The sequence below is a fragment of the Haemophilus haemolyticus genome, assembly GCF_003490935.1.
GTDB lineage: Bacteria > Pseudomonadota > Gammaproteobacteria > Enterobacterales > Pasteurellaceae > Haemophilus > Haemophilus haemolyticus_M.
The window spans coordinates 274,869-300,680 of the sequence record NZ_QQGD01000002.1; the positions used below are offsets into that span (position 1 = coordinate 274,869).

General features: G+C 38.6%; 24 protein-coding genes, 2 pseudogenes and 1 riboswitch. Of the genes and pseudogenes, 6 read left to right on the plus strand and 20 right to left on the minus strand.

The genetic code is table 11. From position 1 onward, the window contains the following. Positions 1-7: 7 nt before the first annotated feature. The 5 genes from rplC to ftsY all read right to left on the minus strand — a co-directional run bounded on the left by rplC (position 8) and on the right by ftsY (position 4,245). Complete coding sequence (gene rplC / locus DV417_RS03755) at positions 8-634, minus strand: 50S ribosomal protein L3 (RefSeq protein WP_005632753.1); 627 nt, start codon at positions 632-634, stop codon at positions 8-10. Between the two features lie 16 nt (positions 635-650). Next, a complete protein-coding gene (gene rpsJ / locus DV417_RS03760) occupies positions 651-962 on the minus strand; it encodes a 30S ribosomal protein S10 (RefSeq protein WP_001181005.1) in 312 nt (103 codons plus the stop codon). 319 nt (positions 963-1,281) lie between these two features. Continuing rightward, positions 1,282-2,214 (minus strand): permease-like cell division protein FtsX, encoded by a 933-nt coding sequence (gene ftsX / locus DV417_RS03765; RefSeq protein ID WP_118878596.1) that lies wholly within the window; start codon positions 2,212-2,214, stop codon positions 1,282-1,284. Between the two features lie 9 nt (positions 2,215-2,223). Further along, on the minus strand, positions 2,224-2,880 hold the full coding sequence (gene ftsE, locus DV417_RS03770) for a cell division ATP-binding protein FtsE (RefSeq protein ID WP_005635730.1): 657 nt from the start codon (positions 2,878-2,880) through the stop codon (positions 2,224-2,226). A gap of 18 nt (positions 2,881-2,898) precedes the next feature. Next, positions 2,899-4,245 (minus strand): signal recognition particle-docking protein FtsY, encoded by a 1,347-nt coding sequence (gene ftsY, locus DV417_RS03775; RefSeq protein WP_192878540.1) that lies wholly within the window; start codon positions 4,243-4,245, stop codon positions 2,899-2,901. Between the two features lie 96 nt (positions 4,246-4,341). Here ftsY and rsmD point away from each other — a divergent pair, with 96 nt between their 5' ends. Further along, positions 4,342-4,923 (plus strand): 16S rRNA (guanine(966)-N(2))-methyltransferase RsmD, encoded by a 582-nt coding sequence (rsmD, locus tag DV417_RS03780; RefSeq protein ID WP_118878601.1) that lies wholly within the window; start codon positions 4,342-4,344, stop codon positions 4,921-4,923. Positions 4,924-4,933: 10 nt separating this feature from the next. Continuing rightward, the gene (gene trmL, locus DV417_RS03785) at positions 4,934-5,416 is read left to right on the plus strand and encodes a tRNA (uridine(34)/cytosine(34)/5-carboxymethylaminomethyluridine(34)-2'-O)-methyltransferase TrmL (RefSeq protein ID WP_118878604.1); all 483 of its coding nucleotides are present in this window, start codon (positions 4,934-4,936) and stop codon (positions 5,414-5,416) included. A 48-nt stretch (positions 5,417-5,464) separates the two neighbouring features. Here trmL and DV417_RS03790 read toward each other — a convergent pair. Beyond that, positions 5,465-6,355: pseudogene (locus DV417_RS03790) on the minus strand (glycosyltransferase family 25 protein). Between the two features lie 14 nt (positions 6,356-6,369). Further along, positions 6,370-7,017 carry a 3,4-dihydroxy-2-butanone-4-phosphate synthase gene (gene ribB, locus DV417_RS03795; protein WP_118878609.1) on the minus strand — a complete coding sequence of 216 codons (648 nt, stop codon included), beginning with the start codon at positions 7,015-7,017 and terminating at the stop codon, positions 6,370-6,372. 88 nt (positions 7,018-7,105) lie between these two features. Beyond that, a riboswitch (FMN riboswitch) is annotated at positions 7,106-7,283 on the minus strand. Between ribB and nadR the strand changes: the two are divergent. Further along, positions 7,260-8,501, plus strand: a pseudogene (nadR, locus tag DV417_RS03800) (multifunctional transcriptional regulator/nicotinamide-nucleotide adenylyltransferase/ribosylnicotinamide kinase NadR); the annotation flags it as partial. Its footprint overlaps the riboswitch before it by 24 nt. Beyond that, complete coding sequence (locus DV417_RS03805) at positions 8,498-9,178, plus strand: metallophosphoesterase family protein (protein WP_046950480.1); 681 nt, start codon at positions 8,498-8,500, stop codon at positions 9,176-9,178. The pseudogene nadR and the gene DV417_RS03805, both read left to right, overlap by 4 nt. A 61-nt stretch (positions 9,179-9,239) precedes the next feature. Here the strand turns inward: DV417_RS03805 and DV417_RS03810 are convergent, their stop codons facing one another. From DV417_RS03810 to DV417_RS03845, 8 genes are all read right to left on the minus strand, one after another. Beyond that, positions 9,240-10,910, minus strand: a complete 1,671-nt coding sequence (locus tag DV417_RS03810) for a fructose-specific PTS transporter subunit EIIC (protein ID WP_118878613.1) — start codon at positions 10,908-10,910, stop codon at positions 9,240-9,242. Position 10,911: 1 nt separating this feature from the next. After that, positions 10,912-11,853, minus strand: coding sequence for a 1-phosphofructokinase (gene fruK / locus DV417_RS03815; RefSeq protein ID WP_118878615.1), 942 nt, complete (start codon positions 11,851-11,853; stop codon positions 10,912-10,914). Between the two features lies 1 nt (position 11,854). Beyond that, positions 11,855-13,354, minus strand: a complete 1,500-nt coding sequence (gene fruB / locus DV417_RS03820) for a fused PTS fructose transporter subunit IIA/HPr protein (protein WP_118878617.1) — start codon at positions 13,352-13,354, stop codon at positions 11,855-11,857. A gap of 71 nt (positions 13,355-13,425) precedes the next feature. Then, positions 13,426-13,956 (minus strand): hypothetical protein, encoded by a 531-nt coding sequence (locus tag DV417_RS03825; RefSeq protein ID WP_192878542.1) that lies wholly within the window; start codon positions 13,954-13,956, stop codon positions 13,426-13,428. A gap of 72 nt (positions 13,957-14,028) precedes the next feature. Beyond that, positions 14,029-15,327, minus strand: coding sequence for a polyamine export protein PaeA (gene paeA, locus DV417_RS03830; RefSeq protein WP_118878622.1), 1,299 nt, complete (start codon positions 15,325-15,327; stop codon positions 14,029-14,031). Between the two features lie 50 nt (positions 15,328-15,377). After that, positions 15,378-15,902 (minus strand): DUF1523 family protein, encoded by a 525-nt coding sequence (locus DV417_RS03835; RefSeq protein ID WP_118815970.1) that lies wholly within the window; start codon positions 15,900-15,902, stop codon positions 15,378-15,380. A 26-nt stretch (positions 15,903-15,928) separates the two neighbouring features. Then, positions 15,929-16,711 carry a YchF/TatD family DNA exonuclease gene (locus tag DV417_RS03840; protein ID WP_118878624.1) on the minus strand — a complete coding sequence of 261 codons (783 nt, stop codon included), beginning with the start codon at positions 16,709-16,711 and terminating at the stop codon, positions 15,929-15,931. Positions 16,712-16,765: 54 nt separating this feature from the next. Then, a complete protein-coding gene (locus tag DV417_RS03845; protein ID WP_118878626.1) occupies positions 16,766-17,749 on the minus strand; it encodes a DNA polymerase III subunit delta' in 984 nt (327 codons plus the stop codon). Between the two features lie 197 nt (positions 17,750-17,946). On the opposite strand from DV417_RS03845, the gene DV417_RS03850 reads away from it, so the two are divergent. Next, positions 17,947-19,920 carry an autotransporter outer membrane beta-barrel domain-containing protein gene (locus tag DV417_RS03850; protein ID WP_118878628.1) on the plus strand — a complete coding sequence of 658 codons (1,974 nt, stop codon included), beginning with the start codon at positions 17,947-17,949 and terminating at the stop codon, positions 19,918-19,920. A gap of 632 nt (positions 19,921-20,552) precedes the next feature. Here DV417_RS03850 and tmk read toward each other — a convergent pair. From tmk to pyrR, 4 genes are all read right to left on the minus strand, one after another. Next, positions 20,553-21,185 carry a dTMP kinase gene (tmk, locus tag DV417_RS03855; RefSeq protein ID WP_162790756.1) on the minus strand — a complete coding sequence of 211 codons (633 nt, stop codon included), beginning with the start codon at positions 21,183-21,185 and terminating at the stop codon, positions 20,553-20,555. Positions 21,186-21,201: 16 nt separating this feature from the next. Further along, on the minus strand, positions 21,202-22,248 hold the full coding sequence (gene mltG, locus DV417_RS03860) for an endolytic transglycosylase MltG (protein ID WP_114908339.1): 1,047 nt from the start codon (positions 22,246-22,248) through the stop codon (positions 21,202-21,204). 70 nt (positions 22,249-22,318) lie between these two features. After that, positions 22,319-23,254, minus strand: coding sequence for a peptidylprolyl isomerase (locus DV417_RS03865; protein WP_162790757.1), 936 nt, complete (start codon positions 23,252-23,254; stop codon positions 22,319-22,321). A 75-nt stretch (positions 23,255-23,329) separates the two neighbouring features. After that, positions 23,330-23,869, minus strand: coding sequence for a bifunctional pyr operon transcriptional regulator/uracil phosphoribosyltransferase PyrR (gene pyrR, locus DV417_RS03870; RefSeq protein WP_046950471.1), 540 nt, complete (start codon positions 23,867-23,869; stop codon positions 23,330-23,332). A gap of 131 nt (positions 23,870-24,000) precedes the next feature. On the opposite strand from pyrR, the gene mazG reads away from it, so the two are divergent. Beyond that, on the plus strand, positions 24,001-24,792 hold the full coding sequence (mazG, locus tag DV417_RS03875; RefSeq protein ID WP_114908341.1) for a nucleoside triphosphate pyrophosphohydrolase: 792 nt from the start codon (positions 24,001-24,003) through the stop codon (positions 24,790-24,792). 48 nt (positions 24,793-24,840) lie between these two features. Here mazG and DV417_RS03880 read toward each other — a convergent pair whose 3' ends face one another. After that, positions 24,841-25,716: a VirK/YbjX family protein gene (locus DV417_RS03880; protein WP_118788615.1), complete on the minus strand. Its 876-nt coding sequence runs from the start codon at positions 25,714-25,716 to the stop codon at positions 24,841-24,843. Positions 25,717-25,812: the final 96 nt, after the last annotated feature.

Sequence of the window (25,812 nt, forward strand, 5' to 3'; positions counted from 1 at the left end):
CCTAGACTTATGCTTTAACTGCTGGCTTAACGATAACATCGCCATTGATAGCACCAGGCACAGAACCTTTTACTAATAGCAATTTACGCTCAGCATCTACACGAACAACTTCAAGTGATTGAACAGTTACACGTTCAGCACCTAAATGTCCTGCCATTTTTTTACCTTTAAACACACGACCTGGAGTTTGGTTTTGACCAATAGAACCAAGTACACGATGTGATAAAGAGTTACCATGAGTCGCATCTTGAGTACGGAAGTTCCAACGTTTAACACCACCTTGGAAACCTTTACCTTTAGAAGTACCAGTAACATCTACTTTTTTAACATCTGCAAAGATGTCAACATTGATTTCTTGACCTAAAGTGAATTCTTCACCTTCAGTACGAAATTCCCATAAACCGCGACCAGCTTCAACACCTGCTTTCACGAAATGACCTGCTTCAGGTTTAGTTACACGATTCGCTTTTTTAGAACCAGTAGTAACTTGAACTGCAGTATAGCCATCGTTTTCAAGAGTTTTAACTTGAGTTACGCGGTTGGCTTCGATTTCGATAACGGTAACTGGTACAGAAACACCGTCTTCATTGAAGATACGGGTCATACCAACTTTACGACCGACTAAACCAATCATTGTAATAACCTCTTAATTAACCTAGGCTGATCTGCACGTCCACGCCGGCAGCCAAATCTAAACGCATTAATGCATCAACAGTTTTTTCTGTTGGCTCTACGATATCTACTAAACGTTTGTGAGTACGAATTTCGTATTGGTCACGTGCGTCTTTATTTACGTGTGGAGAAATCAACACGGTGAAACGCTCTTTACGAGTTGGTAAAGGAATTGGACCACGAACTTGTGCACCAGTACGTTTAGCTGTTTCTACGATCTCCGCAGTAGATTGATCGATCAAACGGTGATCGAAAGCTTTTAAGCGGATACGGATTCTTTGGTTCTGCATTAGACCAGAGCTCCAATAAAATTTAGCTAATAAAAAACTAACACCAATCACAATTCTAACTTCAAAATAGAAAAGGAGGTGCAAGTTACCTGTTATATAGTCTCCAAATCGGAAACATTGTTTAGCGTGACATATCGTCATGCTCGTTTAATAAATGATTACATTAAACGGCTTTCATATTGAAAGCCCGCGAATACTACACAAAAGTTAAACAAATTGCAAGGGATTTATTCAAAGCAAATAAAAAGTGCGGTCATTTATCACCGTATTTTCTCATCGAAAAACACTTAGAAAAATCACCGCACTTAGCATATTAAAATTATTGATGGTTATCTAATAGCGTAATATGTCGTTTCGCTACAATCCACGCACCAACATATCCCATAATTAAACAGCACACTAATAAGAATACAAATTCCCCAACGCCTAATCCATTCAAACTGAATTGGACGGCAAAAATATCCGTTACGTATTTCACGGCAGAAGTAAAATAGCTGATAATAAAACTACTAAAAATTGCAGCAGCTAATCCACCTAATACAGCATAAATCATCCCTGTATAAAGGTAAGGACGAAGAATAAATTGATCTGTCGCACCAAGCAATTTCATCACATCAATACTTGATCGGCTACTGTACACATCAGAGCGAATACTGTTACCAATAACCAAAAATACCGCTATCGTCATTAATACAGTGCAGAAAATTGCCACATGGGCAATTAACCAAGAAAGTGCGGTTAATTTTTCCATCCAATCATTATCCAAGCGAACTTCTTGTACTCCTTTGATTTTATTTAAATTTGTACGTAATTCATCACGTTTTTCTGAAACATTAAATTCGCTCGTTGGTTTTACCATAACGACCGCAGGTAATGGATTATCATCTAGAATTTCTAATTCTTCACCAAAGCCAGACCAGCTTTTAAATTCCTTTAAACTTTCTTGGCGAGAAACATAATTCAGTGATCCCACCCCTTCTTGTTGACGAATTTTCTCTACCACTAAATTCGCATCTTCTTCACTTAAATTCTTATGAAGATAAATCGTCAATTCACTTTCAGGATAAAATTGCGTGGTCGCTAAATGTAAATTTTTCCACATTAAATAGCTCACGGTTGGGATCGTCAGAGATACAGCAATCACCAAAATCGTGAGCAGCGTGCCAAATTTACGTTGCCATAAATCCACCCATACTGCACGCAAAGTATAGGCTGTTTGAACAAAAAAGGATGCATCCGTTGGTCGGCTCATGATTATTCCTTAATAACGTAAATAACCTTGTTCAAGTACAAGACAAGGTTTTGGTTTTTGTTGAATTAAATTAATGTCGTGAGTAGCAATTAACACAGTCATTCCGAGACGATTAAATTCTTCAAACAAATTAAAAATGCCTAAAGAAAGTTCATCATCTAGGTTACCCGTTGGCTCATCTGCTAGTAAAAGTTGAGGTTTATGCACAATCGCACGTGCAATATCAACGCGTTGCTGCTCCCCTCCAGAAATTTGTGGTGGCAAATAGTGCGCTTTATTACGCAATCCTACACGATCTAAAGATGCCATCGCACGTGTATGCGCATCTTTTGGATGCATACCTGCAATAATCAATGGCAATGCCACATTTTCCACCACTGTACGATCTGTTAATAAACGGTAATCTTGGTGAACCATACCAATTTGGCGACGCAAAAATGGAATTTCATATTTTGACAAGCGAGTAATATCGTGTCCGTTAAACCAAATTTGACCCGCGTTGGCTTTTTCCATTCCCATAATAAGCTTGAGTAATGTACTTTTCCCTGCGCCTGAATGCCCAACTAAGTAAGTCATACTTCCCACTGGAAGATGAAAATTCAAGCCTTGTAACGCTGGCTGCGTTGCGCCATGATAGGCTTTAGAAACATTTGAGAACTTAATCACAATTTTTCCTTATTCTTTTTATTCTTCTTCATGAACGAATAATGCCTCAATAAATTCTTTGGCATTAAACTCACGTAAATCTTCAATTTTCTCGCCTACACCGATATAGCGAATAGGCAACTTAAACTGATCGGCTATGGCAAAAATCACGCCGCCTTTTGCCGTACCATCTAATTTTGTTAGAGATATCCCCGTTAAACCAACAGCCTCATTAAATAACTTCGCTTGGCTAATAGCATTTTGTCCCGTCCCAGCATCCAGCGTAAGCATGATTTCATGTGGAGCAGTTTCATCATATTTTTTCATAACACGAACGATTTTTTTCAGTTCGTCCATTAAGTTATTTTTATTTTGCAGACGCCCCGCTGTATCCGCAACAAGAATATCAATATTACGTGCAGCCGCTGATTGCATCGCATCAAAAATCACTGATGCAGAATCAGAACCGGTGCTTTGCGCAACAACTGGAATATGATTGCGCTCTCCCCAAACTTGAAGCTGCTCAACGGCCGCTGCACGGAAAGTATCGCCCGCCGCAAGCATCACTGATTTTCCTTCAGCCTGAAATTTACGTGCAAGCTTACCAATTGTCGTCGTTTTACCCACGCCATTTACGCCCACCATTAAAATCACATAAGGTTTCTTCGTAGTATCAATCACAAGAGGCTGCGCTACCGGCTCAAGAATATCAGCCATTTCTACTTTTAATTGTTGATATAAAAGCTCGGCATCTTTTAATTCTTTGCGGCTTGTATGTTCAGTCAAATTTTTGATGATTTTACTTGTTGTCGGCACGCCAATATCCGCAATCAACAATTGTTCTTCTAATTCTTCAAACAACTCATCATCAATTTTTTTTCCTAAGAAAAAACTACGAAAACCCGCGCCAATATTTTGTTTAGTTTTCAGTAATCCCTTAACTAAACGACTAAAAAAGCCCCCTTCACTTGGCTTTTCGCGAGTTTCAATTTCAACAACAGGCTGAAGCTCATCTTTAATATCTTCAACAATTTCAGATTCAACCACGGTTTCTGTAATCGGAAGCTCATCTTCTAAATTTTTCGCTTCGATGATTTCTTCGACTGGAGCAAGTGCGGTTGAAATTTCCTGTATTTTTTCTTCTTCAACTATTTCATTCGTCTCAATACTTTCATCTAAAAACGGCTTAGAATCCACCGCTCTTTCTACTATCTCTAATTCAGGCTTTTCTTCAACTAAATCATGAGTTTCAAGTTTTTCAATAGATGGCTCGACATTCTTAATCTTTTCTTCTTCAATTTTCGGCTCAATTTTAGGTTCATCTTGCTTTTTATTACGTCCAAATAACGATGCCCAAAATCCGCCTTTTTTATTTTCTTCAGCCATAAAATGCTCTCTTAACTGTAATCCGATAAAAATGTCGTTTATTCTAGCAAAAAATCGTCTAAACTAAGCACAATTTTCAATAAAAATCGAATCTTTATGAAAAAAATACAAACGCCAAATGCAAAAGGCGAGGTTCGCATTATTGCAGGTCTATGGCGAGGGCGAAAACTTCCAGTATTAAATTCAGAGGGCTTACGCCCAACTGGCGATAGAGTGAAAGAAACGCTTTTTAATTGGTTAATGCCTTATATTCATCAGTCTGAATGTTTAGATAGCTTTGCGGGGAGCGGCTCATTAGGTTTTGAAGCACTTTCTCGCCAAGCGAAAAAAGTGACTTTTTTAGAACTAGATAAAACTGTCGCCAATCAATTAAAAAAGAATTTACAAATGCTCAAATGCTCATCAGAACAGGCCGAAGTGATTAATCAAAGTAGTTTGGATTTTCTAAAACAGCCACAAAATCAACCGCACTTTGATGTGGTGTTTTTAGATCCACCCTTTCATTTTAATTTGGCAGAACAAGCAATTAACTTGCTTTGTGAAAATAATTGGCTAAAACCCAATGCGTTAATTTACGTAGAAACAGAGAAAAATAAACCGCTCATCACTCCTGAAAACTGGACGTTATTGAAAGAAAAAACAACGGGAATGGTGAGTTATCGTTTATATCAGAATTAGAGAGAAAATTATGTTAGATATTGTTTTATATGAGCCAGAGATCCCACAAAATACCGGTAACATTATTCGCCTTTGCGCCAATACAGGATTTCGCTTGCACTTAATTGAACCCCTAGGTTTTACCTGGGATGATAAACGCTTACGCCGCTCAGGTTTGGATTATCACGAATTTGCGGAAATCAAACACCACAAGACTTTTGAAGCCTTTTTAGAAAGCGAGAAACCCAAACGTCTCTTTGCACTCACAACAAAAGGCAGTCCAGCTCATAGCCAGGTGAAGTTTGAACTTGGGGATTATTTAATGTTTGGCCCAGAAACTCGCGGAATTCCAATGTCAATTTTAAATGAGATGCCGATGGAACAAAAAATCCGCATTCCAATGACAGCCAATAGCCGCAGTATGAACTTGTCTAATTCTGTTGCAGTAACGGTTTATGAAGCTTGGCGACAATTAGGCTATGAAGGTGCAGTAAATTTGCCAGAAGTAAAATAAACGAAAATAGCGGTTAAAAACTCAATGAGATTTTTAACCGCTATTTTGTTATTTAAATGGCACTTGTTTTCCGAACATTTTTATTTTTACTCGTCCAAATTCATTTTTTATTTTTTCTAAAATAGAAAACTTACGTTGATTTCCGTGCACTCTATCTCTCCCCTCTTTTAAACTGCTTTCAAAAGGATGATCTGGATGTAATACAAAATCTTGAACGCAAATACCAGGTGAAAGTTGTACTATTTTATAATTCTTGAAATGTAAAAAATCCTCAAAAACAAGTGAATCAACCGCCACATCAAGTGGTTTATTTTTTACTAATTCAAGCAAATATTTAGCCCCTTTCGCTGTAACAGTATATCCCGCACATCCTGATTGTTTCACTGTCATAGGATAAATATTTCTATCGCATTTTACAGATTGTGGCTGTTTAAAGAACATTTTGCCATTTGCTTCTAATTTTAAGACATGAATATCATCAGAAATATAATCAATTTCTAATAATTCTTTAGCATTTTCTCCGAGATGAATATCATCTTCAAAGATATTGATATAGTTTAAATTATTTTCTAATGCTAAATCCCATAAAACAATATGGCTTAATGCGCAACCAATTTCTCCATCCGATAACTTGGCTTTAGGAGAACGATCTAATGTAATATTGAATTTTTTAGCAGTTTCTTCAATAATTTCGGGCGTGATAGCATCAAAAAATACGAAAGGAATATTCTGCTTACCAAATTCTTCTGTAATATGTTTTCGGCGTTTTTGCTCGGTCGTTAAACTAATGACATAATTGTGCTGTGCTGTGCTGTGCTGTGCTGTGCTGTGCTGTGCTGTGCTGTGCTGTGCTGTGCTGTGCATAAAAGTTACCCAAATAAATAAAATGTGGAATGATATAAGATAAAAAGTGCGGTGAAAAATCATAGAAATTTTCACCGTACTTCTTCATTTTAAATATTATGTGCTAAACGATACTCAACCAAATCTTCGATGGTAAGCACAGAATAACCAAATTTCTTTGCAAATTCTACAATCTCAGGGGCGCGAGCCATTGTGCCGTCGTCATTCGTGATTTCACAAATCACACCTGCATGTTTAAATCCAGCTAGACGTGCTAAATCAACGGAAGCTTCAGTGTGTCCGCGGCGGGTAAGTACGCCACCATTTGCTGCACGAAGTGGGAAGACATGGCCTGGACGATGTAAATCTGCTGGAACTGCATTATCCGCAATCGCAGTTTTAATGGTTGTGACTCGATCTGCGGCAGATACGCCTGTAGAAACACCTTTCGCGGCTTCAATCGTCACAGTAAAAGCGGTTTTGTTTACGCTATTATTGTGTTCTACCATTGGCGGTAAATCGAGTTGTTGGCAACGTTCATCGGTAATGCACAAACAAACTATACCACTTCCATAACGAATTAATTTTGCCATTTGTTCTGGCGTAATTGTTTCTGCTGGGAAAATTAAATCGCCCTCATTTTCACGATCTTCATCATCTAAAACTAATACGCCATTTCTATTTTTGAAAGCATTAATTGCATTAAGTACGCGTTCTTCAGCGGTATTGCCGAATGGAGATAAAATTGACTGATTCATAGTAATTTCCTAATTTGAGATTTCAATTAAATACCAGAATCAGGGCTGAGAAATGCAAATAAAATGAACGATTTGGGAACCCAATTCGTTTTATTCTCTTTCATCCAGACTTTACTGTCGGCTTTGGAATTTCACCAAATCTGCTGACTTTAAAAGTGAACGTTAGGGCAATTTCGCAGGAAAAACTTGTCTGACATTGACCGCACTTTTAAACGCTCGTGGGCTTTACCACCGGTAGGGAATTTCACCCTGCCCTGAGAATGCGCACTAAGTATAGCGCAAAATACCTAGGCACTAAATCAGAACGTGAAAAATATTTTCATTTAGCCTACAATAAACGCACTCAATTCTTACGCTATCAAGAGCGGATTATGTCAAAAGCAAAAGAGAAAAAAGTCGGTGTTATTTTTGGGAAATTTTATCCCGTACACACAGGCCATATAAATATGATTTATGAAGCGTTCAGTAAAGTCGATGAACTACACGTTATCGTGTGTAGTGATACAGAACGCGATTTGAAATTATTTTACGATAGTAAAATGAAACGTATGCCAACCGTGCAAGATCGTTTACGTTGGATGCAGCAAATTTTCAAATATCAAAAAAATCAGATTTTTATTCATCATTTGGTTGAAGACGGTATTCCAAGTTATCCAAATGGCTGGCAATCTTGGAGTGAAGCGGTTAAAACTCTATTTAATGAAAAACATTTTAAACCTTCAATCGTATTTAGTAGCGAACCTCAAGATAAAGCACCTTACGAGAAATACTTAGGTTTAGAAGTATCGTTAGTCGATCCTGACCGCTCTTTCTTTAATGTGTCCGCAACCAAAATTCGCACCACACCATTTCAATATTGGAAATTTATTCCGAAAGAAGTTCGTCCTTTCTTTGCCAAAACTGTGGCGATTTTAGGTGGAGAAAGCAGTGGTAAAAGCGTGCTTGTGAATAAGTTAGCTGCCGTATTTAATACCACTTCTGCATGGGAATACGGACGTGAATTTGTATTTGAAAAGCTCGGTGGTAATGAGCAAGCCATGCAATATTCTGACTATCCGCAAATGGCTCTTGGTCATCAACGATACATTGATTATGCCGTGCGCCATGCACATAAAATTGCGTTTATAGATACGGATTTCATCACCACCCAAGCATTTTGCATTCAATATGAAGGAAAAGCCCATCCATTTTTAGACTCAATGATTAAAGAATATCCATTCGATGTCACTATTTTGCTGAAAAATAATACTGAATGGGTGGATGATGGCTTGCGCAGTTTAGGTTCACAAAAGCAACGCCAACAATTTCAACAACTACTCAAAAAACTGTTAGATAAATATAAAGTCCCTTACATAGAGATTGAATCGCCAAGTTATCTTGATCGTTATAACCAAGTTAAAGCAGTCATTGAGAAAGTGTTAAATGAAGAAGAAATCAGTGAATTACAAAATAGTCCATTTATTATAAAAGGAAAACATCAATGATCTTATTTGCCGGTGATCCACACGGAAGCTACGATCATATTTACCCTTTTGTGAGAGAACAGGAAAATGTAGCCCTCATAATTTTAGGCGATTTACAGCTCACGACAACAGATGAGCTGGATAAACTCGCGCAACATTGTGATATTTGGTTTATTCATGGAAATCATGATAGCAAAACAATTAGTGCTTTTGATGCGATTTGGGGCTCTGAATGGCAATCACGCAATTTACATAATCGCGTAGTTGATATTCAAGGAACCCGCATTGCTGGGTTAGGCGGTGTATTCCGCGGGCAAATCTGGATGCCACCAAATCGCCCCATGTTTTTTGATCCTATTCATTATTGCCAATATAGCCCACAAGAAAAAATCTGGCGAGGCGGTGTGCCTTTGCGTCATCGCACGTCAATTTTCCCATCAGATATTGAAATCTTAGAAAACCAACAAGCGGATGTGTTGATTTGTCACGAAGCCCCTAAACCACATCCGATGGGTTTCCAAGTAATCAATGATTTGGCAATGAAGATGGGGGTTAAGCAAGTATTCCACGGTCATCATCACGAAAACTTTACTTATCGAACAAAGTATCCCTACAAAATCACGAATGTAGGTTTCCGTAGTCTTGCTGACGCCGAAGGAAATTATTTGCTACAAACGATCGACGATCGTGAAAAATAAATCTAGTCCAAAACAAAAGCCGACTCATTTGAATCGGCTTTTTTACATTCAAAGTGCGGTATTATTCCGCATTATTTTTCGATTTAATAATGGCGTAAACCACACCTGTTGATAAAGCACCAATCGCAATTGCTCCAAGATATTTCAATGGCTCAGATACAAATGGAATGACAAATAATCCGCCGTGTGGGGCTTGTAATGTAATATTTAATCCCATTGAAATCGCACCAGCCACTGCACCACCAATCACAGAGCTAATAATGACTCGAATTGGATCTGCTGCCACAAATGGTAATGCACCTTCAGAAATAAAACATAAACCAAGAACAAATGATGCTTTCCCCGCATCGCGTTGGCTAACGGTGAATTTATTGCGAGCAATCCAAGTCGCCACTGTCATACCAATTGGAGGAACCATACCCGCGGCCATTGCAGCAGCCATTGGCGTATAAACTTGGGAAGCAATTAATCCGACAGAAAAGGTGTACGCTGCTTTATTTACCGGCCCGCCCATATCGATACACATCATTGTGCCAATAATTGCGCCTAAAACAATCGCATTCACTTCGCCCATTGAAGTAAGCCAATTACTTAGCTCTTTCATAATTTCAGCCACTGGTGGATTGATGAGGTAAATCATCGTTAAACCAACAATCATCGAACCTAAGAGCGGTAAAATTAAAATCGGTTTTAATGAAGTCAGGCTTGCTGGCAATCGAATAATCACATTCAGCCCTTTCACTACATAGCCCGCTAAGAAACCCGCAATAATACCGCCAAGAATCCCTGCACCCGCTTCACTTGCCAGCATCCCCGCAATCAAACCAACTGCAAGTCCTGGACGATCCGCGATAGAAAATGCAACGTAACCGGCAAACACGGCAATCATTAACTTGAACGCCACGCCACTACCGATATTCATCAACATATTTGGAAGATCCTGTAAAACTCCTGTATTTTCAATTACATTAAAACTGAACATAAAGGAAATCGCGATCAATAACCCACCCGCAACCACTAACGGTAACATATGAGAAACGCCCGTCATTAAGTGTTTGTACACACCTTTTTTCTCACGACTTTCTTCTTTCGCTCCCGCATTATTTCCACCATCAAAAATTTTGGCCTCTTTAAATGCTTTATCAAATTCTTGCTCGGTTTTCTTCAAGGCTAATCCTGTTGAAGTGCGGTACATTGGCTTACCTTTAAATTTATCTAAAGGTACATCAATATCTGCTGCAACAAATACCAAATCAGCCGCCGCAACTTCTTCTGCCGTAATTTCATTGCCAGCCCCAACTTGACCACGGGTTTCAACTTTTACATTCCAACCTTGTTTTTTCGCATAGGTTTCAATCGCTTCGGCTGACATAAACGTATGCGCAACACCTGTCGGACAAGCAGTTACCGCAACAATATTTTTTACACTAGAAATACCCGTAAAACTCACCGCACTTTTCGGTGCAACATAATCTGCCCCATTGGCTAAGGCATTTGCCAGCGTGACTTCAGGAGAGATCATGGCGATAGCTTCGCCGATAATAAAGACTTTTTTACCGACTAACGCAGAGTTATTTGGTAAGACAGAACCAAATACGAGAACAAGATCTGTTTCGGCTGGTGTTTCTACAATAGAGACATTCGCTTTTTGTGCAGCCGCTCGAAAAACTTCATGTAATAAATAGGCTTTCGCATCGCCTACATTATCTGATTGGGTTAAAAATAACTTCATACTATCCTTCAATCATCGTTATTTGTACTTTTTCTAAAATGGGGTCAAGTAAACTCAAATCACTCACACCAACATTACTTTGAGACACCGCAAAAGCGGACACAGCCGTAGCAAAAACTAAGGTTTCAGATTTCGATAAACCTTTTTCAAAACCATAGATTAAGCCTGCTACCATGGAATCGCCCGCCCCAACCGTACTCACTACATTTTCACATTTTGGTGGTTCGGCTTTGAGTACGCCTTCATTATTAATCCATAAAGAACCTTTTGCGCCCATTGAAATAATCACGTTTTCAATGCCTTTCGCTTTGAGTTGCTGTGCTGCGACAATAATTTCTTCAAGACGATTTAATGGATGACCAACCCAAGCCTCAAGTTCTCGATGATTAGGTTTTACTAGCCAAGGTTTCGCTTTTAATCCAGCGGTGAGCGCAGCATTGCTACTATCAAGCACCACTTTTACGCCAGCTTGGTGAAGCTGATTCAACCAATCAGCAAATAATTCAGGAGATATACCTCGAGGTAAACTGCCACAAACAGCGACAATGTCATAATCTAAACAATAAGCCAAAGAATCAGTCACAAATTGTTGCCAAACTTGTGGGCTTATTTGATATCCCAAGAAATTTAAATCTGTCACATCCGCTTCAGTCTCGGTGATTTTTACATTGATACGCGTTTTGCCATCAACACGGTGGAATTTATCTTCCAAACCGTGCTTATTAAACATTTGCTCGAAATCAGCTGAATTATCCTTGCCCAAGAAACCGCCTACTGCAACATCAACACCTAAATCTTTTAGGACTTTTGCAACATTAATACCTTTCCCTGCAGGAAATAAACCAAGGGTTTCTACGGTATTTACTTCACCAAGTTGGATACGATTTAAACGTCCGACTAAATCATAGGCGGCATTTAAGGTAATTGTTACGACGCTTGCCATACTATTCCCCTAAACCCGATTCAATCACCGCACCGATTCCGTCAATAGCTTGTTGCGCTTCATCGCCCGTCGCAACAAAACGTAAACGAGTCCCTTTCACCACACCTAATGCCACAATTTTCATCAAACTTTTAGCACTCACTAATTGAGAATGACGATCAAGATTCTGAACCGCCACAGAGGCATTATATTTTTTCACTTCGTTTACCAATACTGCACTTGGGCGAGCGTGCAAACCGTGTTCGTTTTTAATCACAAACACGGCTTCAATAGCATTTGCTGGCAAGTTATGATCTTCGCTTACCTCTGGTGCGTGAATTTGTTCCCCCATAATCTCAATAGTATCTAGTTCAGATGGTGGCACCGCAGAAACATTCTCGCCCAAGCCATCGGCAATCACTTTGCCCAATGCTTCAATAGCTTGTTTTGCATCTTCCCCCTCTGCCACAAAACGTAAACGATGTCCTTGTGTTACACCAAGCGCAACAATCTTCATCAAACTTTTTGCACTGACGACTTCACTTTCACGAGTAATATTTTGCACGGTAATTTTCGAAGTGAATTTTTTCACTTCATTAACCAAATTTGCACTTGGGCGCGCATGTAAACCATGTTCATTACGAATCGTAAAGGTTCCCACAACAGCACCTTCTACAGATTGAGTTTCAACCTCATTCTCTGAACCCAAAAGTGCGGTCAAAATTTCTGTTGAATTACCATTGAGTAAGGTTGTTTGAACGTCATCATCTAATAAACGCGCTAAAGTTGGATTAATTTGATCACTAACGGCTGCAACAGTTATCACACCTTTTACGGCTTTGCCATTGTGGCTAAAAATCGTTTTGGCACGACTAAATGCCAAGGCATTTTTCACATTTCCTACGACAGAATCCGTTACCCATAACCCCTTGCCAAGCGGTAATGCCGCATTATTAATCACCTCAGAAATAAAGCGATTTTCCACCGCACTTTGCACCTGCAATTGCCCCGCATTAATCGCAACTAAAGTTAATAAACTTTGGGTATCTACATCTAAACTGATATTGGCAGCAGGGATTTCAAATGGATCAATTGTCTCGCCCATTAAAATCGCACGAAATTCAGTAACATCCGTTATTTTTGCTAATTTCTCTGCGGTATCTTCATCACTCAAAACGTGAGTAAGCTGGCGCAACAAAGACAAATGCTCATCAGATCGCGCCGCAATACCAATCACGACATAAGCAATATTTCCTTCGCCCCATTCTATACCTTGAGGAAATTGAAACACTTGCACACCCGTTTTCTTTACCATCGAACGAGTATCCAAGGTACCATGAGGAATAGCGATGCCATTGCCTAAAAAGGTTGAAGTTTGCTGTTCGCGCGCTAGCATTCCTTGTAAGTAACCATTTTCCACATTGTCTGCTTGAACTAATGCGGACGCTGCCATTTCAATCGCTTGTTGTTTATCAGCTGCGTTAGCATTTAAATGAATGTTGCTTTCCGAAAGTTCTAACATTCTTGCTCCTTAATAATTTAAAAATAAAGCTGCTGGTGAAATAAATCGACCAGCAGCTTGTTGAAAAACAATTATTTAGATGTGCAGGCTTTCAGCAGTGCTTCACTACCTTGCGCAATATATTCATCATTTTCACCGCGCTCTTTGCCTTTTTGCAAATCACGCATCGCATCATAAATACCTTGAGTCATGCTTTGCGAATCCACTTTTTCCCAACAATTTCCACTCAAACGTTTAAGGTTCTCTTGCAATGCTTCCGCATGTAACACGCCGCTATAATAAGCATATACATCAGAATCATGGCCACCTGTATAAAGTTTATCCTGAATTTGTTTCACAGGAACTAAAATACGGCCTAAATACCAGTCATTCGCACCACTTGCAAAATTATCTACAAAGAAATTTTCATTCACGCGACCTTTATATGTCGCCACAGTCGCTTCATAAGCTGCGGCATAGGATTTCTGATCGATTTTATCTTTATCTAGATCAATCACTTTTTTATCGTTTCCCATAAATGGAATATAGTTGGTAACCGATGACCAAGAAGAACAACCTGCCAACATTAACATAAAAAATAAAACAGAGATTTTTTTAAACATAGTCATACCTGATTAAAGTTAATAAAACGCCGCCATTATACTGGCTGAAGGGGATTAAAGAAAGGGCGGTAATTATTCCGCCTCTTTTACTAAAGACACCAAAATCTGATCGATTTTAAAGTTTTCCGTATCAATCACCTCAAACTTGTATTTTCCGTAAACCACAGAATCGGTTTTTTTCGGGATTTTACGTAACATATACATCATAAAGCCACTGATAGTTTCGTAATTTTCTTCATCTGGGAAAGATTCAATATCTAACACTCGTGTCACATCCTCTAATGGCGTTGCGCCATCAATCAGCCACGAGTTTTCATCACGGCTCACAATATATTCTTCTTCGTTAGAAACCAATTCCCCCATGACAATACTCATTACATCATTTAGCGTAACAATACCCACTACAAGGGCATATTCATTCACAATAATGGCAAAATCTTCACCAGTAGATTTAAACAATTCCAACACTTCGTAAAGAGAAAGCGTATCAGGCACAAATAAGGCTTTACGGAGTAGTTTGGGATCAGTCAGCACCACATTTTCATTCTGCAAATACATGGTTAGCAACGTATGGGATTCTACATAACCTAAGATTTTGTCGAGGCTATTGTCACAAATCACAATTTTAGAATGAGAATCACGAGAAAGCGTATCCATGACTTCTTGGCGAGAAAAAGTGCGGTCTAAATACACGATATTTTCACGGGTTGTCATGGTGGAAGTCACTGTGCGTGCTTGCATATCGAAAATATTTTCGATGAGATAATGCTCTTGAGTTTTTAATACACCTGCTTCTGCGCCTGCTTCAACTACGGCGAAAATATCTTCAGATGTCATGCCATCTTCACGCACAGTGGAAATACGAAGTAAGCGGAAAAATACATTAGCAAGCGTATCAAAAAACCATACAAGCGGCTTAAACACAAACATACTGAAATTCATAATCCCGACAACGCGCAACGCCACCATCTCAGGATAAGTAATAGCAATACGTTTTGGAATAAGATCAGCAAATAAGATAAAGAAACAAGTAACCAATACAAACGCAATGGTAGAAGCAGTTGGCTCAATCCACTCGCCCACAAAAGAACGACTTAAAATTTCCGCGATATAAGGGCTTAGTGCACTTTCACCAATTCCCCCGCCAAGAATCGCCACCATATTCAAACCGATTTGAACCACGGTAATAAAACGACCAGGATGCTCTTGTAATTTAAGCACTTGAAGCGCGCGCACATCCCCTTCATTAGCTAGAGTTTGTAGTTTCAATTTACGCGAACCCGCCAGTGAAATTTCTGCAGAAGAAACAACCGCACTAATTAGAATTAAGGCAATAATCGCCAAAATAGTATGAAATAATTCCATAATCATTACTCAAAAATATGAAAGAAAACGACCGCACTTTGCGGCCGTTCAGGATATTACTCTTCGCTGTCAAACCAGCCGCGAACAAATTGAATAGACAAGAATAAAGTAGCTAACAGAAATGCATAGAAAATCCAAGAAACGATTGGATGACTTGGCATGTCATCAGCCGTAATTTCTTTAATTGAGGTTGCATTGCGATATTCATCTATCATCGTAATACGCCAACCATAGTATTTAATTTGCACAAGTTTGTTATCATTACCCAAAGCCTGCGCTTCAGCCTGTAAATTGGCTGATCCAAATTTGAAGTAGAACGGGAAACCCCAACGTGTATCTTCATTGCGATACACCATAATTTTGCCATCGTCATTTTGCGTATTGATGTAATACACATCACGTGTTGGGCCATCAGCTGGATTCGATTTTGTGATTGGGCCGTCTTTATCAACACGTTTAACTTCTACGCCAGTAACACGTGTCACATCATAATGAGGGAACACATAATTCACCACAGAAAACATAAAACCGTGGAATAAAAAAACAACAATAAATAAGAAATATTTAAAAAACTTTCGCATACTTTTCCCTTGTCAGAACTGTGCATTTATTCTACACGAATTTTAAATAAACGCTCGAAATTTTGCGTAGTGATTCGAGCAAACTCCTCAGTAGAAAAGCCCTTTAAGGTTGCTACGTATTCACAGACTTCTCTCGTATAAGCCGGTTGATTTTCTTTTCCCCGATAAGGCACTGGCGCAAGATAAGGCGAATCTGTTTCCACCAATAAGCGATCCATTGGCACATAACGAATAACATCACGAATCGCTTCGGCATTTTTAAAGGTGACAATGCCAGAACAAGAAATGTAAAAACCTAAATCTAACGCTTTTTTCGCAAATTCCATGGTTTCCGTAAAACAATGAATAACGCCACCGCACTTTTCAGCATGGTGTTGGCGTAACATTGAAATAGTATCATCACCTGCAGAACGTGTATGAATAATTACAGGCTTATCTAACTGGTTTGCAATATCGATTTGGCTACCAAACACCGCTTGTTGCTCCGCTTTATTGTCCGCGCTGTAATAATAATCTAATCCAATTTCGCCAATCGCAATCACTTTTGGATCTTTCGCTAAACGCAATAAGCGTTCTGCGTCATAAGGTTCCTCTTCAAAATCCAGTGGGTGAACACCACAAGCAAGCGAGACATTATTAAATTCGCGTAAAGATTCATAAGCCTGCTCAAAACGGCTTAACGTTACACCAATTGCGAGCAAATGTTTCACATCACGCGCGCGCGCTTTTTCCACCACATCTGCGATGTTTTTATGTAAATTTTCATAATCCAATGCATCTAAATGGCAGTGGGAGTCAACAATGAACATAATTATTTTTCCTTATGCCTAAGGCTTGAACACCATAGACTATATATCTTTAATTTATTGCGTTTCAAATACTTCTGTGACTAATCTGGTCAAGCTATCTAATAGCATCAATTCAACATTCACACCATTAATTGTAAGCAAATCTGACCGCACTTTTTGCATAATTTTGATTGCTTGTAATAAACCAAGAGCGGTTTGCTCATCGCTGAATTGTTCGATGCCACGGCCAAGATCGGCAACTTGTCGATGACTATCAATTTCAAGTTTATGCTTTAAACAATCAGAAAGAAAAGCCAAAATCCAATCTACTTGCTGAACATAGCGTTCTTTATCAAACAACGGAAGTAATTCCAATGGCGAACGTCGGCGATAGAACACCCAAAATTGACGTAAGAAGTTTTTACGCTGTTCAATCAGCCCTTCTTGTAACGTTTCTAATGCTAAAAGCGGACGCCCAAGATTCATCGCAAGTGCGGTTAAAATTTCCTGATTTTCAGCCGCACTTTCTGATTTCAACCAATCAAGAGCCATTTGTTCATTAGGCACGGAAAGATTCCACACTTGGCATCGACTGTAAATAGTTGCCAACAAACTTGCTGAACTATCCGTCTGAAGTAAAAAATAAGTATTTGGACGAGGCTCTTCCAATGTTTTCAATAACGCATTGGCAGCCGCTTCCGTTAAACGTTCCGCTCCTTGCACATACACCACTTTATTGCCGTTTTGTTGTGCGTGCTGCGCGACGATTTCATTAATGTCGCGAACTTGATCGACGCCAATATCCTTACCGTCAATCGGGCTTAGTTCGTGATAATCTGGATGGCTATGGGCTTGCATTAAATGACAAGAATGGCATTGACCACAAGGCTTATCGCCTTGAGCCACACACATTATTTTCTGTGCAAGTGCATCAAATAAACGTTCTACACCTAAACCAGAATCAGTTTTAATCAGCACAGCATGATGGCCCAAACCTTCGTCAAAGGTTTGAGCAATTTGATGATAAATTGGCATTAGCCAAGGGTAAAGAGCGGTCATTTTTCCAAAAATTTTTGAGAATAACGAGAGCAATTATACACATTTTCAAACTGGCTTGACAAAATAGCAAAAAGCAAACGTTTACTTTTAATAAATAAGAAATAAATAGAGAAATTTGAACCAAATGGCATTTTTTGTTCAGTTTTATGCTAGAATCTGCGCCCCATTTATTTTTACTTGACAAAAGAAAGCTTATTATGAAACTCAAAGTAAGAAAAGGTTTAATTTTTTTCTTGATTACATTTAGTTTGTTTATCCCTCGTTTTAGTTTTGCATATCCTGAATTTTTTGAAAAATATTGGAATGAGCGGGGAATTCTGCATCGAGGTGAAGGATTTCACGAAACTGTATTTTATTCATTAGAAGATATGCTAAATCCAAATTCGGTGGCTTGGCGTCGTATTCCCAAACAAGTTATTGATTATGCAAATTCTGACGACTGTAATGATAATCCTAAAGATGGTTGTAAACTATTCGGCTCTAATACTTACGAAAGAAAATGGTACTTTACAGATTTAGAGGAGAATAGATCTGGAGCAGAACAAGAAGGGGAGTGGTATGATTTTAATGCACCATATGCGAAACATTTTATGAATTCTTTCCGAGAAAATGCCCCTTGCGATTGGTGTTTACCCGTTTTGTATCAGTCTTATCTATATGATAACGATGAAGCAGGAAAAACAAGCCGACCATTAAATGCGTTAATCAATAACAGGGTATATGATTTTAATGTACTTGCTATTGACAACTATCGATTTAAGTTTCCAGGTGAAACAAGAGGATTGACTCTCACAGTGAAAAACCAAAGTGAAGTGCGCGGCGCCACCCTTCAGTTATTAAAAATGGTTTTACAAGATTCTCTTTGGGAGCCGCGTTTTGATTCCGATGTATATAACTTAGAGACACAAAATGCCAATATTCGCTTTAATAGCACCAATACAAGATTAACCGTGCATGAAAATTATCAAGGTGACGGCTCTCGCTTTTTCATTAAATTTAATCCAAAAGAAGCTACTCAACCTGTTTTAACCTTTGATAAAGATGTGACAGGAACGTCTAATATCATTTTTGAAACGCCAATTGAAGACTTAAAAAGTCTAGACGGGCATCAAATTATCAAAGTAAATGGCACAGCAGATAAACGCGCATTCCGTCTTTCTGGCAAACACCAAAAGGGAATTTATACACTCTCTTTACAACAACGCCCAGAGGGCTTTTTTACCAAAGTGCAAGAACGCGATGATATTGCGATTTATGCACAACAGGCTCAGGCAGCCAATACCTTATTCAACCTACGTTTGAATGACAAATATAGCGATATTTTTGACCACACTTTACCACGTAAAGCACTATGGGTACGTTTGCTTAACGGACATTCAAGCCAACATGTACAAGGTAAAATAGCGCCAGTAGAAGGAAACCATAAAGGTATACAACTTGGTGGCGATGTTTTCTCCTTACAGAATCAAGACTACCAACTTTCCTTTGGCTTAATGGGTGGGCAAGCAGAACAACGTAGCACTTTCCGTAACCCAGATACAGACAATCTTACAACAGGAAATATGAAAGGCTTTGGTGTGGGCATTTACGCCACTTGGCATCAACTTCAAGACAAACAAACAGGTGCGTATGTTGATAGCTGGATGCAATATCAACGCTTCCGCCATAACGTCAATAGTGAAGATGGTACAGAACGCTTTACTTCAAAAGGTATCACCGCCTCAATTGAAGCGGGTTACAATGCTTTATTGGCAGAACACTTAACGGGGAATGGGACTCAAATTCGTTTTTACCTACAACCACAGGCACAACTGACTTATTTGGATGTAAATGGCGGCTTAACCGATAGTGGTAATAGTAAAGTGAATTTACTTGGCTCTCGCCAATTACAAAGCCGAGTGGGCGTTCAAGCTAAAGCACAATTTGCTTTCACTAATGGAGTCATTTTCCAACCATTTGTTGCTGTCAATTCAATCTACCAACAAAAACCTTTCGGCGTGGAAATAGACGGTGAACGTCGAGTGATAAATAATAAAGCGGCAATTGAAAGCCAATTAGGTATAGCAGTGAAAATCAAATCTCACTTAACTTTACAAGCCACATTCAATCGCCAAACAGGTAAACATCACCACGCTAAACAAGGTGCGCTGAATTTACAGTGGACGTTTTAAGTTAAGTTGTAACAAAATAAAATCGGCAGGAAAATTTTCTGCCGATTTTTTATTTTAAAAGTGCGGTCATTTTTCGTTTGATTTACACCAATTTTTTACCGCTCTTTTAATTGCCAGTGTAGGATGGGCGTAAGCCCACGCGTATTATTAATAATATTCTTTTTTTCGTGGGCTTACGCCCACCCTACGGGCTTAACCTTACACGCTACATTCAATCATCAAACAAGCAAGCATCATCACGCTAAACAAGGTGCGCTGAATTTACAGTGGATGTTTTAAGTTAAATAGTAAAAAATAAAATCGGCAGGAAAATTTCTGCCGATTTTTTATTTTAAAAGTGTGGTCATTTTTCGTTTGATTTCCACCAATTTTTAACCGCTCTTTCAATTCCAGCTAATGTAGCCAATGTAGGGTGGGCGTAAGCCCACGCGTATTATTAATAATATTCTTTTTTTCGTGGGCTTACGCCTACCCTACGGGCTTAACCTTACAAGCAACATTCAATCGCCAAACAAGCAAGCATCATCACGCTAAACAAGATGCGTTGAATTTAAAGTGGACGTTTTAAGTTTAGTAGTAACAAAAAAAATCGGCAGGAAAATTTCTGCCGATTTTTTATTTTAAAAGTGCGGTCATTTTTCGTTTGATTTCCACCAATTTTTTACCGCGCTTTCGATATCAGCTTGCACAAGTTCAATTCTCTGCTCAGCATTAATCATCACTGCTTTTGGATTATCTTTTACTAATTCTAAATAGCGTGCTCGAGTGCGATGGAAAAAATCTAAATCCATTTGCTCAATACGGTCTAACTCGCCACGTCCACGAGCTCGCGCTAAACCGACAATCGGATCTATATCCAAATAAATTATGAGATCTGGCTCAAAATCACCTAATACGGTTTCTTTCAAGGTGAGCATAAAATGCGGGGCTAATTGACGTCCCCCCCCTTGATATGCCTGAGATGACATATCGTGACGATCGCCCACTACCCATTTCCCTTGCATTAAGGCAGGTTTAATCACATTTTCCACCAACTGAATACGCGCTGCATAAAGCATTAATAACTCTGCTTTCGCTGTCACAGGTTCTTCGGTTTCATGTTTGATGAGATGACGTAATTTCTCTGCCAATGGTGTTCCGCCCGGTTCGCGAGTAAACACCACATCTTTAATACCGAGTTCATGCAAGACTCGCACAACAGACTGATGAGCGGAACTTTTCCCCGCACCTTCCAAACCTTCAATGACAATAAACTTTCCTTTCATATTTTCTTCCGCACTTTTATTTGGCATTTTTCTGACTGCGATACCAACGTAAATATTCTTGTACCGCTTTATTATGTTCATTCAAATTTCGGGTAAATTTATGGCCGCCATTTCCATCGGCAACAAAATAATAAAAGTCTGTTTTTGCTGGATGCGCAACAGCTTGTAAAGCACTCTCACTCACCATCGCAATTGGTGTTGGTGGTAGCCCCTCAATCATATAGGTATTGTAAGGGGTTATCGTTTCCAAATCTTTCTTACGAATATTACCGGTATAACTCTCACCCATTCCATAAATCACGGTTGGGTCAGTTTGTAGTTTCATATTGGCTCTTAAGCGATTAATAAATACGGAAGCCACTTGTGGGCGCTCCGCCGCAATCCCCGTTTCTTTCTCCACAATAGAAGCCAAAATCAGCATCTGATACGGATCCGCTAATGGGAGGTTTTCATCACGTTCATTCCACGCTTTATCTAAGGCTTTTTGTAGACGAGTCGTTGAACGTTTTAATAATTCAAGATCTGTTGAGTTTGGCGTGTAATTATAGGTATCTGGATACAACCACCCATCCATGTTATTCCATTCGTAAACGGCTTTTGCAATGGCTGGAATATCCAATAACGCCATAATTTCTTTATCACTTTTACCTTGCAAGGTTTGTTTTAAGTGCGGTGCGTTTTCAAGGTTTTTACGCCATTCCTTGAACGTTTTACCTTCAATAAACTTCACACTAAATTGCGCTTCCTTGCCGGAATTAATGATATCCAATAAATCTTGCAACGTTTTCACACCCTCAAGAGAATAAGTTCCTGCTTTTATTTTATTTAGCTCAGGTTTCAACTTCAGTAAATAAGGTAATAATTTCCCATCATCAATTAACTTTTCTTGCTCAAAAAGTGCGGCTAATTTTGAACCTGTTGTGCCACGTTCAATAGTTAAAAGCTGATCTGCCTGCACATTTACTGGTGTTTTGACAAATTCAGTAATTTTGTAATAAGCAAAACTTGCCACGCCCGCTAAAATCAAAATTAAAAGTAAAATCGCAATTAAAAATTTCTTCATAAGCTATAAGAAAGAGAAAATAAAAAACAACAAAAGGGGCAATTAAAGCCCCTTTCTTTTTGATACTTTGTTATTTATTAAAATACTGAATATTCGCTCTTTTACGCAATGCCTTTACCCAATCCTTTGTCGCATCTTGTAATTGAGTGTTCACTAAACGTTCATATGCTTTTTGTGTGTAGGCTTCTGTAGTAAGATCGCCATCACGTGTGCCAGTTACTTCCAAAATATGCCAACCGAACTCGGTTTTAAATGGTTCAGAAATCACACCTTGTTTACTTTTCACAACGGTTTGCGCAAACTGTGGTGCATAAGTTTCTGGGAACGCATAACCTAAACTCCCACCATTTGCACCTGATAAATAATCTTTAGAGTACTTTAATGCGGCATCAGCGAAAGTTGTTTTACCTGCAATAATATCAGAACGAATTTTAGCTAATTGTTTTTTTGCTTGAGCATCATTTAACAATGGATTAAGTTTTAACAAAATGTGACGCACTTCGTATTCTTTACCTGTAACTTTTTGTGCGGTGCCTTGTGATTTTGCCTCATCCAACATTTTTTGACCAAGTGCAACCACTTCTTCACGCGTCACATCAATACTTTCTTGAATAGCTTTGTTACGTACAGCCCCCATCACCATTTGATTGGCAATTTGCTGACGGAATGTATTTAATGAGATGCCTTGATAATCCAGTGCATCTAAAAATTGACCATAAGTTAAGCCATTTCTAGCTGCAGTGTCTTCCACAATATGATCAATTTCACGCGGATCAATTTTTACACCTGATTCTTGAATTGCTTTCTGCACTAAAATATCATCAATAATTTTATCAAGTGCGCTTTGGCGATTGCCTTTTTTGCCCATATTGGCACGTACTTGACTTTCTAATACAGGAATACCATCCACTGTCGCTACGACACGTTCCTCAGCTTGTGCCATAGAAGAAAAAGCGACACATCCCAAAGCAACCAATAAAAAAGATCTTAAAACAAATTTTTTCATTTTCATCTCATCCAAAAAGAGTCAATAACGTTGGTTAGAGTAACAATTCTACTGAAGGTTCACAATAGGCAAAATTTATTTCCCTAAGATAGCAACTTCGTAACAGCCATCTTGTTTTTCAGTACGAACTTGTACAAGTTCATCACGGCTTGTTGGCACATTTTTACCTACGTAATCAGCGCGAATGGGTAATTCACGATGGCCACGATCAACAAAAATCACTAATTCAATTTTTGCAGCACGACCAAAATCAGTAAGTGCATCCATTGCCGCTCGAATGGTTCGACCAGTAAACAGCACATCATCAACCAAAATGACGGTTTTATCTTGAATATTCAAATATTGTGATGAACCACTATAAACTGGCATTTTATCTTCCTGATCAACTAAAGTTAAATCATCGCGATAAAAGGTGATATCCAGTTCCATTGAAGGTAAATTTATACCACTTAACTCTTCAACTCGACGTTGTAATAATTCGGCAATTTCCGCACCACGGCGTTTAATCCCAACAATAACAAGATCATCCAAAGATTGATGCTTTTCAATAATTTCGTGAGAAATACGCGAAATCGTGCGAAGAAAACGATCATGGTCGATAATAATTTTTTCCATTTTTCCCAGCTTTATCAATAATGTTTTAATGCGCAAAGTATAAAGAAAATACGCCTAAAAAGCGATGGTATTTGCACCATTTTTATCCTTCGTTATACTATCCAAAACATTCCATCAAAGGAAATAAAATTATGCGCTACTCCATTCAAGATTTCATCCAACTCATTGCCCAACTTCGTAATCCAAATGGCGGATGCCCTTGGGATTTAAAACAAAATTATGAATCCATGATTCCCTGCTTAACGGAAGAAACTTACGAAGTAATTGAAGCGATTGAGAAAAAAGATATACCAAATTTACGCGAAGAATTAGGAGATTTATTGTTACAAGTCGTTTTCTTCAGCCAGCTTGCTACGGAAGATAAATACTTTACTTTTGATGATGTATTGCAAGATGTTGCTGAAAAAATTGTGCGCCGTCATCCCCACGTTTTTGGTGATGCAAAAGCGGGGGACGAAACAGAAGCCCTTTCCCGTTGGAACGAAATGAAAGCCAAAGAAAAACAAGGTAAAAGTGAAGAAACCTCTATTTTAGATAATGTGCCCCGTGCTTTACCTTCTCTTACGCGAGCAGTAAAATTACAAAAACGTTGTTCAAAAGTAGGATTTGATTGGGAAGAAATTTCACCCGTATTTGACAAAGTGCGGGAAGAATTAGAAGAAGTTCAAGCTGAAACTAACCGCACTTCGATTGAACAAAATAAAGTGGAAGAGGAAATGGGTGATTTATTGTTCTCAACCGTCAATCTTGCTCGCCACTTAAAATGTGATCCTGAAGATGCATTACGGAAAGCGAATTTAAAATTTGAACGTCGTTTTCGAGCAGTAGAACAAGCGGTTCAACAACAAGGTAAGCAAGTTAATGATGTGCCACTTATTGAGTTAGATTTGTTGTGGGATGAAGTGAAAAAACAAGAAAATTAATTGAGAAGTGCGGTAAAAATTTCTCTCATTTTTACCGCACTTTCTTCGTTAAAGTTGCTGAATATCCAATGCCATTTGGTCTAACATTTCATAACGTTTACGATACATAGAACGTTTTTTACTTGCGATATCTTCTAACTGTTTGCGTTCAATATGCAAAGGTAATTGCCAATAATTATGGCGATATTCTCCTTGGTTTTCTTGCCAAAATTCATCGTAATTAAACAAAATCTTACTGCGCGCAGAAAGACGATATTTTCCTTGCGCTTTGTGTGGAATGCCCACTAACTCACATTGCCATTTTTCAGCAAGCATTTTGAACGCATTGACTAACAGAAACATTGGACGCATACCGTGCAATGCTTTTGTCGCTTGTTTTATAAGCTCTTGAGCATTGTCACTTGAGGGGCCTTGAATCGAGGCGATAAGCAATTTATTCGGGCTTAAAAAAGTGAAAGATGCATCATATACTCGCTCATCATGTTGATTACGAATATTAATAGAAAAATACCCTTCAAAGGGATCGATATGATTGATACTTAAAGATAAACGCAAATCATCGGTTAATTGCGTTAGCACAATATATTGTTGAGCTAATAATTGTTGGCAAAGCGAACGCCTCATTTTTTTTTCTGCCAAACGTAAATTCTCGGTAATCGCTGTTAAACGTTCAGCAGCAGAAAAGCGTTTATCGCAAAAAGTAGTCAGCATTGTATTGATACGATAATAATCTTGTGTAAATAAAGGCTGCCATTGAGTTTCTGTATTAAGAAAATTTACTAATTGGCGGCATTGCTTTTGATACAACCACTTATAGCCATAATAGCGTAATTTTTCCCGCACTTGTTTGAGAAAAGGGCGATCCTTGGAATAAGGATACATTTGAACATAAGTGGGGAAAATAAAATTATTTTTCGTGGACATAACTCAATATTTTGTGAAATTTAATAAAATTGTCAGTCATTTTAGCGATTATCACTGCATTTGCCAAAATTCTTTTTTGTTTAAAACCCACTTTAT

What these genes read in the sequence shown, in the direction of transcription:
- trmL (WP_118878604.1), top strand. Translation starts at nt 4,934, where the DNA reads ATGTTAGATATTGTTTTATATGAGCCAGAGATCCCACAAAATACCGGT.
- tmk (WP_162790756.1), bottom strand. Translation starts at nt 21,185, where the DNA reads ATGAAAGGAAAGTTTATTGTCATTGAAGGTTTGGAAGGTGCGGGGAAA.
- fruK (WP_118878615.1), bottom strand. Translation starts at nt 11,853, where the DNA reads ATGGCAAGCGTCGTAACAATTACCTTAAATGCCGCCTATGATTTAGTC.
- mazG (WP_114908341.1), top strand. Translation starts at nt 24,001, where the DNA reads ATGCGCTACTCCATTCAAGATTTCATCCAACTCATTGCCCAACTTCGT.
- DV417_RS03865 (WP_162790757.1), bottom strand. Translation starts at nt 23,254, where the DNA reads ATGAAAAAATTTGTTTTAAGATCTTTTTTATTGGTTGCTTTGGGATGT.
- DV417_RS03850 (WP_118878628.1), top strand. Translation starts at nt 17,947, where the DNA reads ATGAAACTCAAAGTAAGAAAAGGTTTAATTTTTTTCTTGATTACATTT.
- paeA (WP_118878622.1), bottom strand. Translation starts at nt 15,327, where the DNA reads ATGATTATGGAATTATTTCATACTATTTTGGCGATTATTGCCTTAATT.
- pyrR (WP_046950471.1), bottom strand. Translation starts at nt 23,869, where the DNA reads ATGGAAAAAATTATTATCGACCATGATCGTTTTCTTCGCACGATTTCG.
- DV417_RS03825 (WP_192878542.1), bottom strand. Translation starts at nt 13,956, where the DNA reads ATGTTTAAAAAAATCTCTGTTTTATTTTTTATGTTAATGTTGGCAGGT.
- DV417_RS03835 (WP_118815970.1), bottom strand. Translation starts at nt 15,902, where the DNA reads ATGCGAAAGTTTTTTAAATATTTCTTATTTATTGTTGTTTTTTTATTC.
- DV417_RS03810 (WP_118878613.1), bottom strand. Translation starts at nt 10,910, where the DNA reads ATGAAGTTATTTTTAACCCAATCAGATAATGTAGGCGATGCGAAAGCC.
- ribB (WP_118878609.1), bottom strand. Translation starts at nt 7,017, where the DNA reads ATGAATCAGTCAATTTTATCTCCATTCGGCAATACCGCTGAAGAACGC.
- DV417_RS03840 (WP_118878624.1), bottom strand. Translation starts at nt 16,711, where the DNA reads ATGTTCATTGTTGACTCCCACTGCCATTTAGATGCATTGGATTATGAA.
- ftsY (WP_192878540.1), bottom strand. Translation starts at nt 4,245, where the DNA reads ATGGCTGAAGAAAATAAAAAAGGCGGATTTTGGGCATCGTTATTTGGA.
- DV417_RS03880 (WP_118788615.1), bottom strand. Translation starts at nt 25,716, where the DNA reads ATGTCCACGAAAAATAATTTTATTTTCCCCACTTATGTTCAAATGTAT.
- rplC (WP_005632753.1), bottom strand. Translation starts at nt 634, where the DNA reads ATGATTGGTTTAGTCGGTCGTAAAGTTGGTATGACCCGTATCTTCAAT.
- ftsX (WP_118878596.1), bottom strand. Translation starts at nt 2,214, where the DNA reads ATGAGCCGACCAACGGATGCATCCTTTTTTGTTCAAACAGCCTATACT.
- fruB (WP_118878617.1), bottom strand. Translation starts at nt 13,354, where the DNA reads ATGTTAGAACTTTCGGAAAGCAACATTCATTTAAATGCTAACGCAGCT.
- rsmD (WP_118878601.1), top strand. Translation starts at nt 4,342, where the DNA reads ATGAAAAAAATACAAACGCCAAATGCAAAAGGCGAGGTTCGCATTATT.
- mltG (WP_114908339.1), bottom strand. Translation starts at nt 22,248, where the DNA reads ATGAAGAAATTTTTAATTGCGATTTTACTTTTAATTTTGATTTTAGCG.
- DV417_RS03845 (WP_118878626.1), bottom strand. Translation starts at nt 17,749, where the DNA reads ATGACCGCTCTTTACCCTTGGCTAATGCCAATTTATCATCAAATTGCT.
- rpsJ (WP_001181005.1), bottom strand. Translation starts at nt 962, where the DNA reads ATGCAGAACCAAAGAATCCGTATCCGCTTAAAAGCTTTCGATCACCGT.
- DV417_RS03805 (WP_046950480.1), top strand. Translation starts at nt 8,498, where the DNA reads ATGATCTTATTTGCCGGTGATCCACACGGAAGCTACGATCATATTTAC.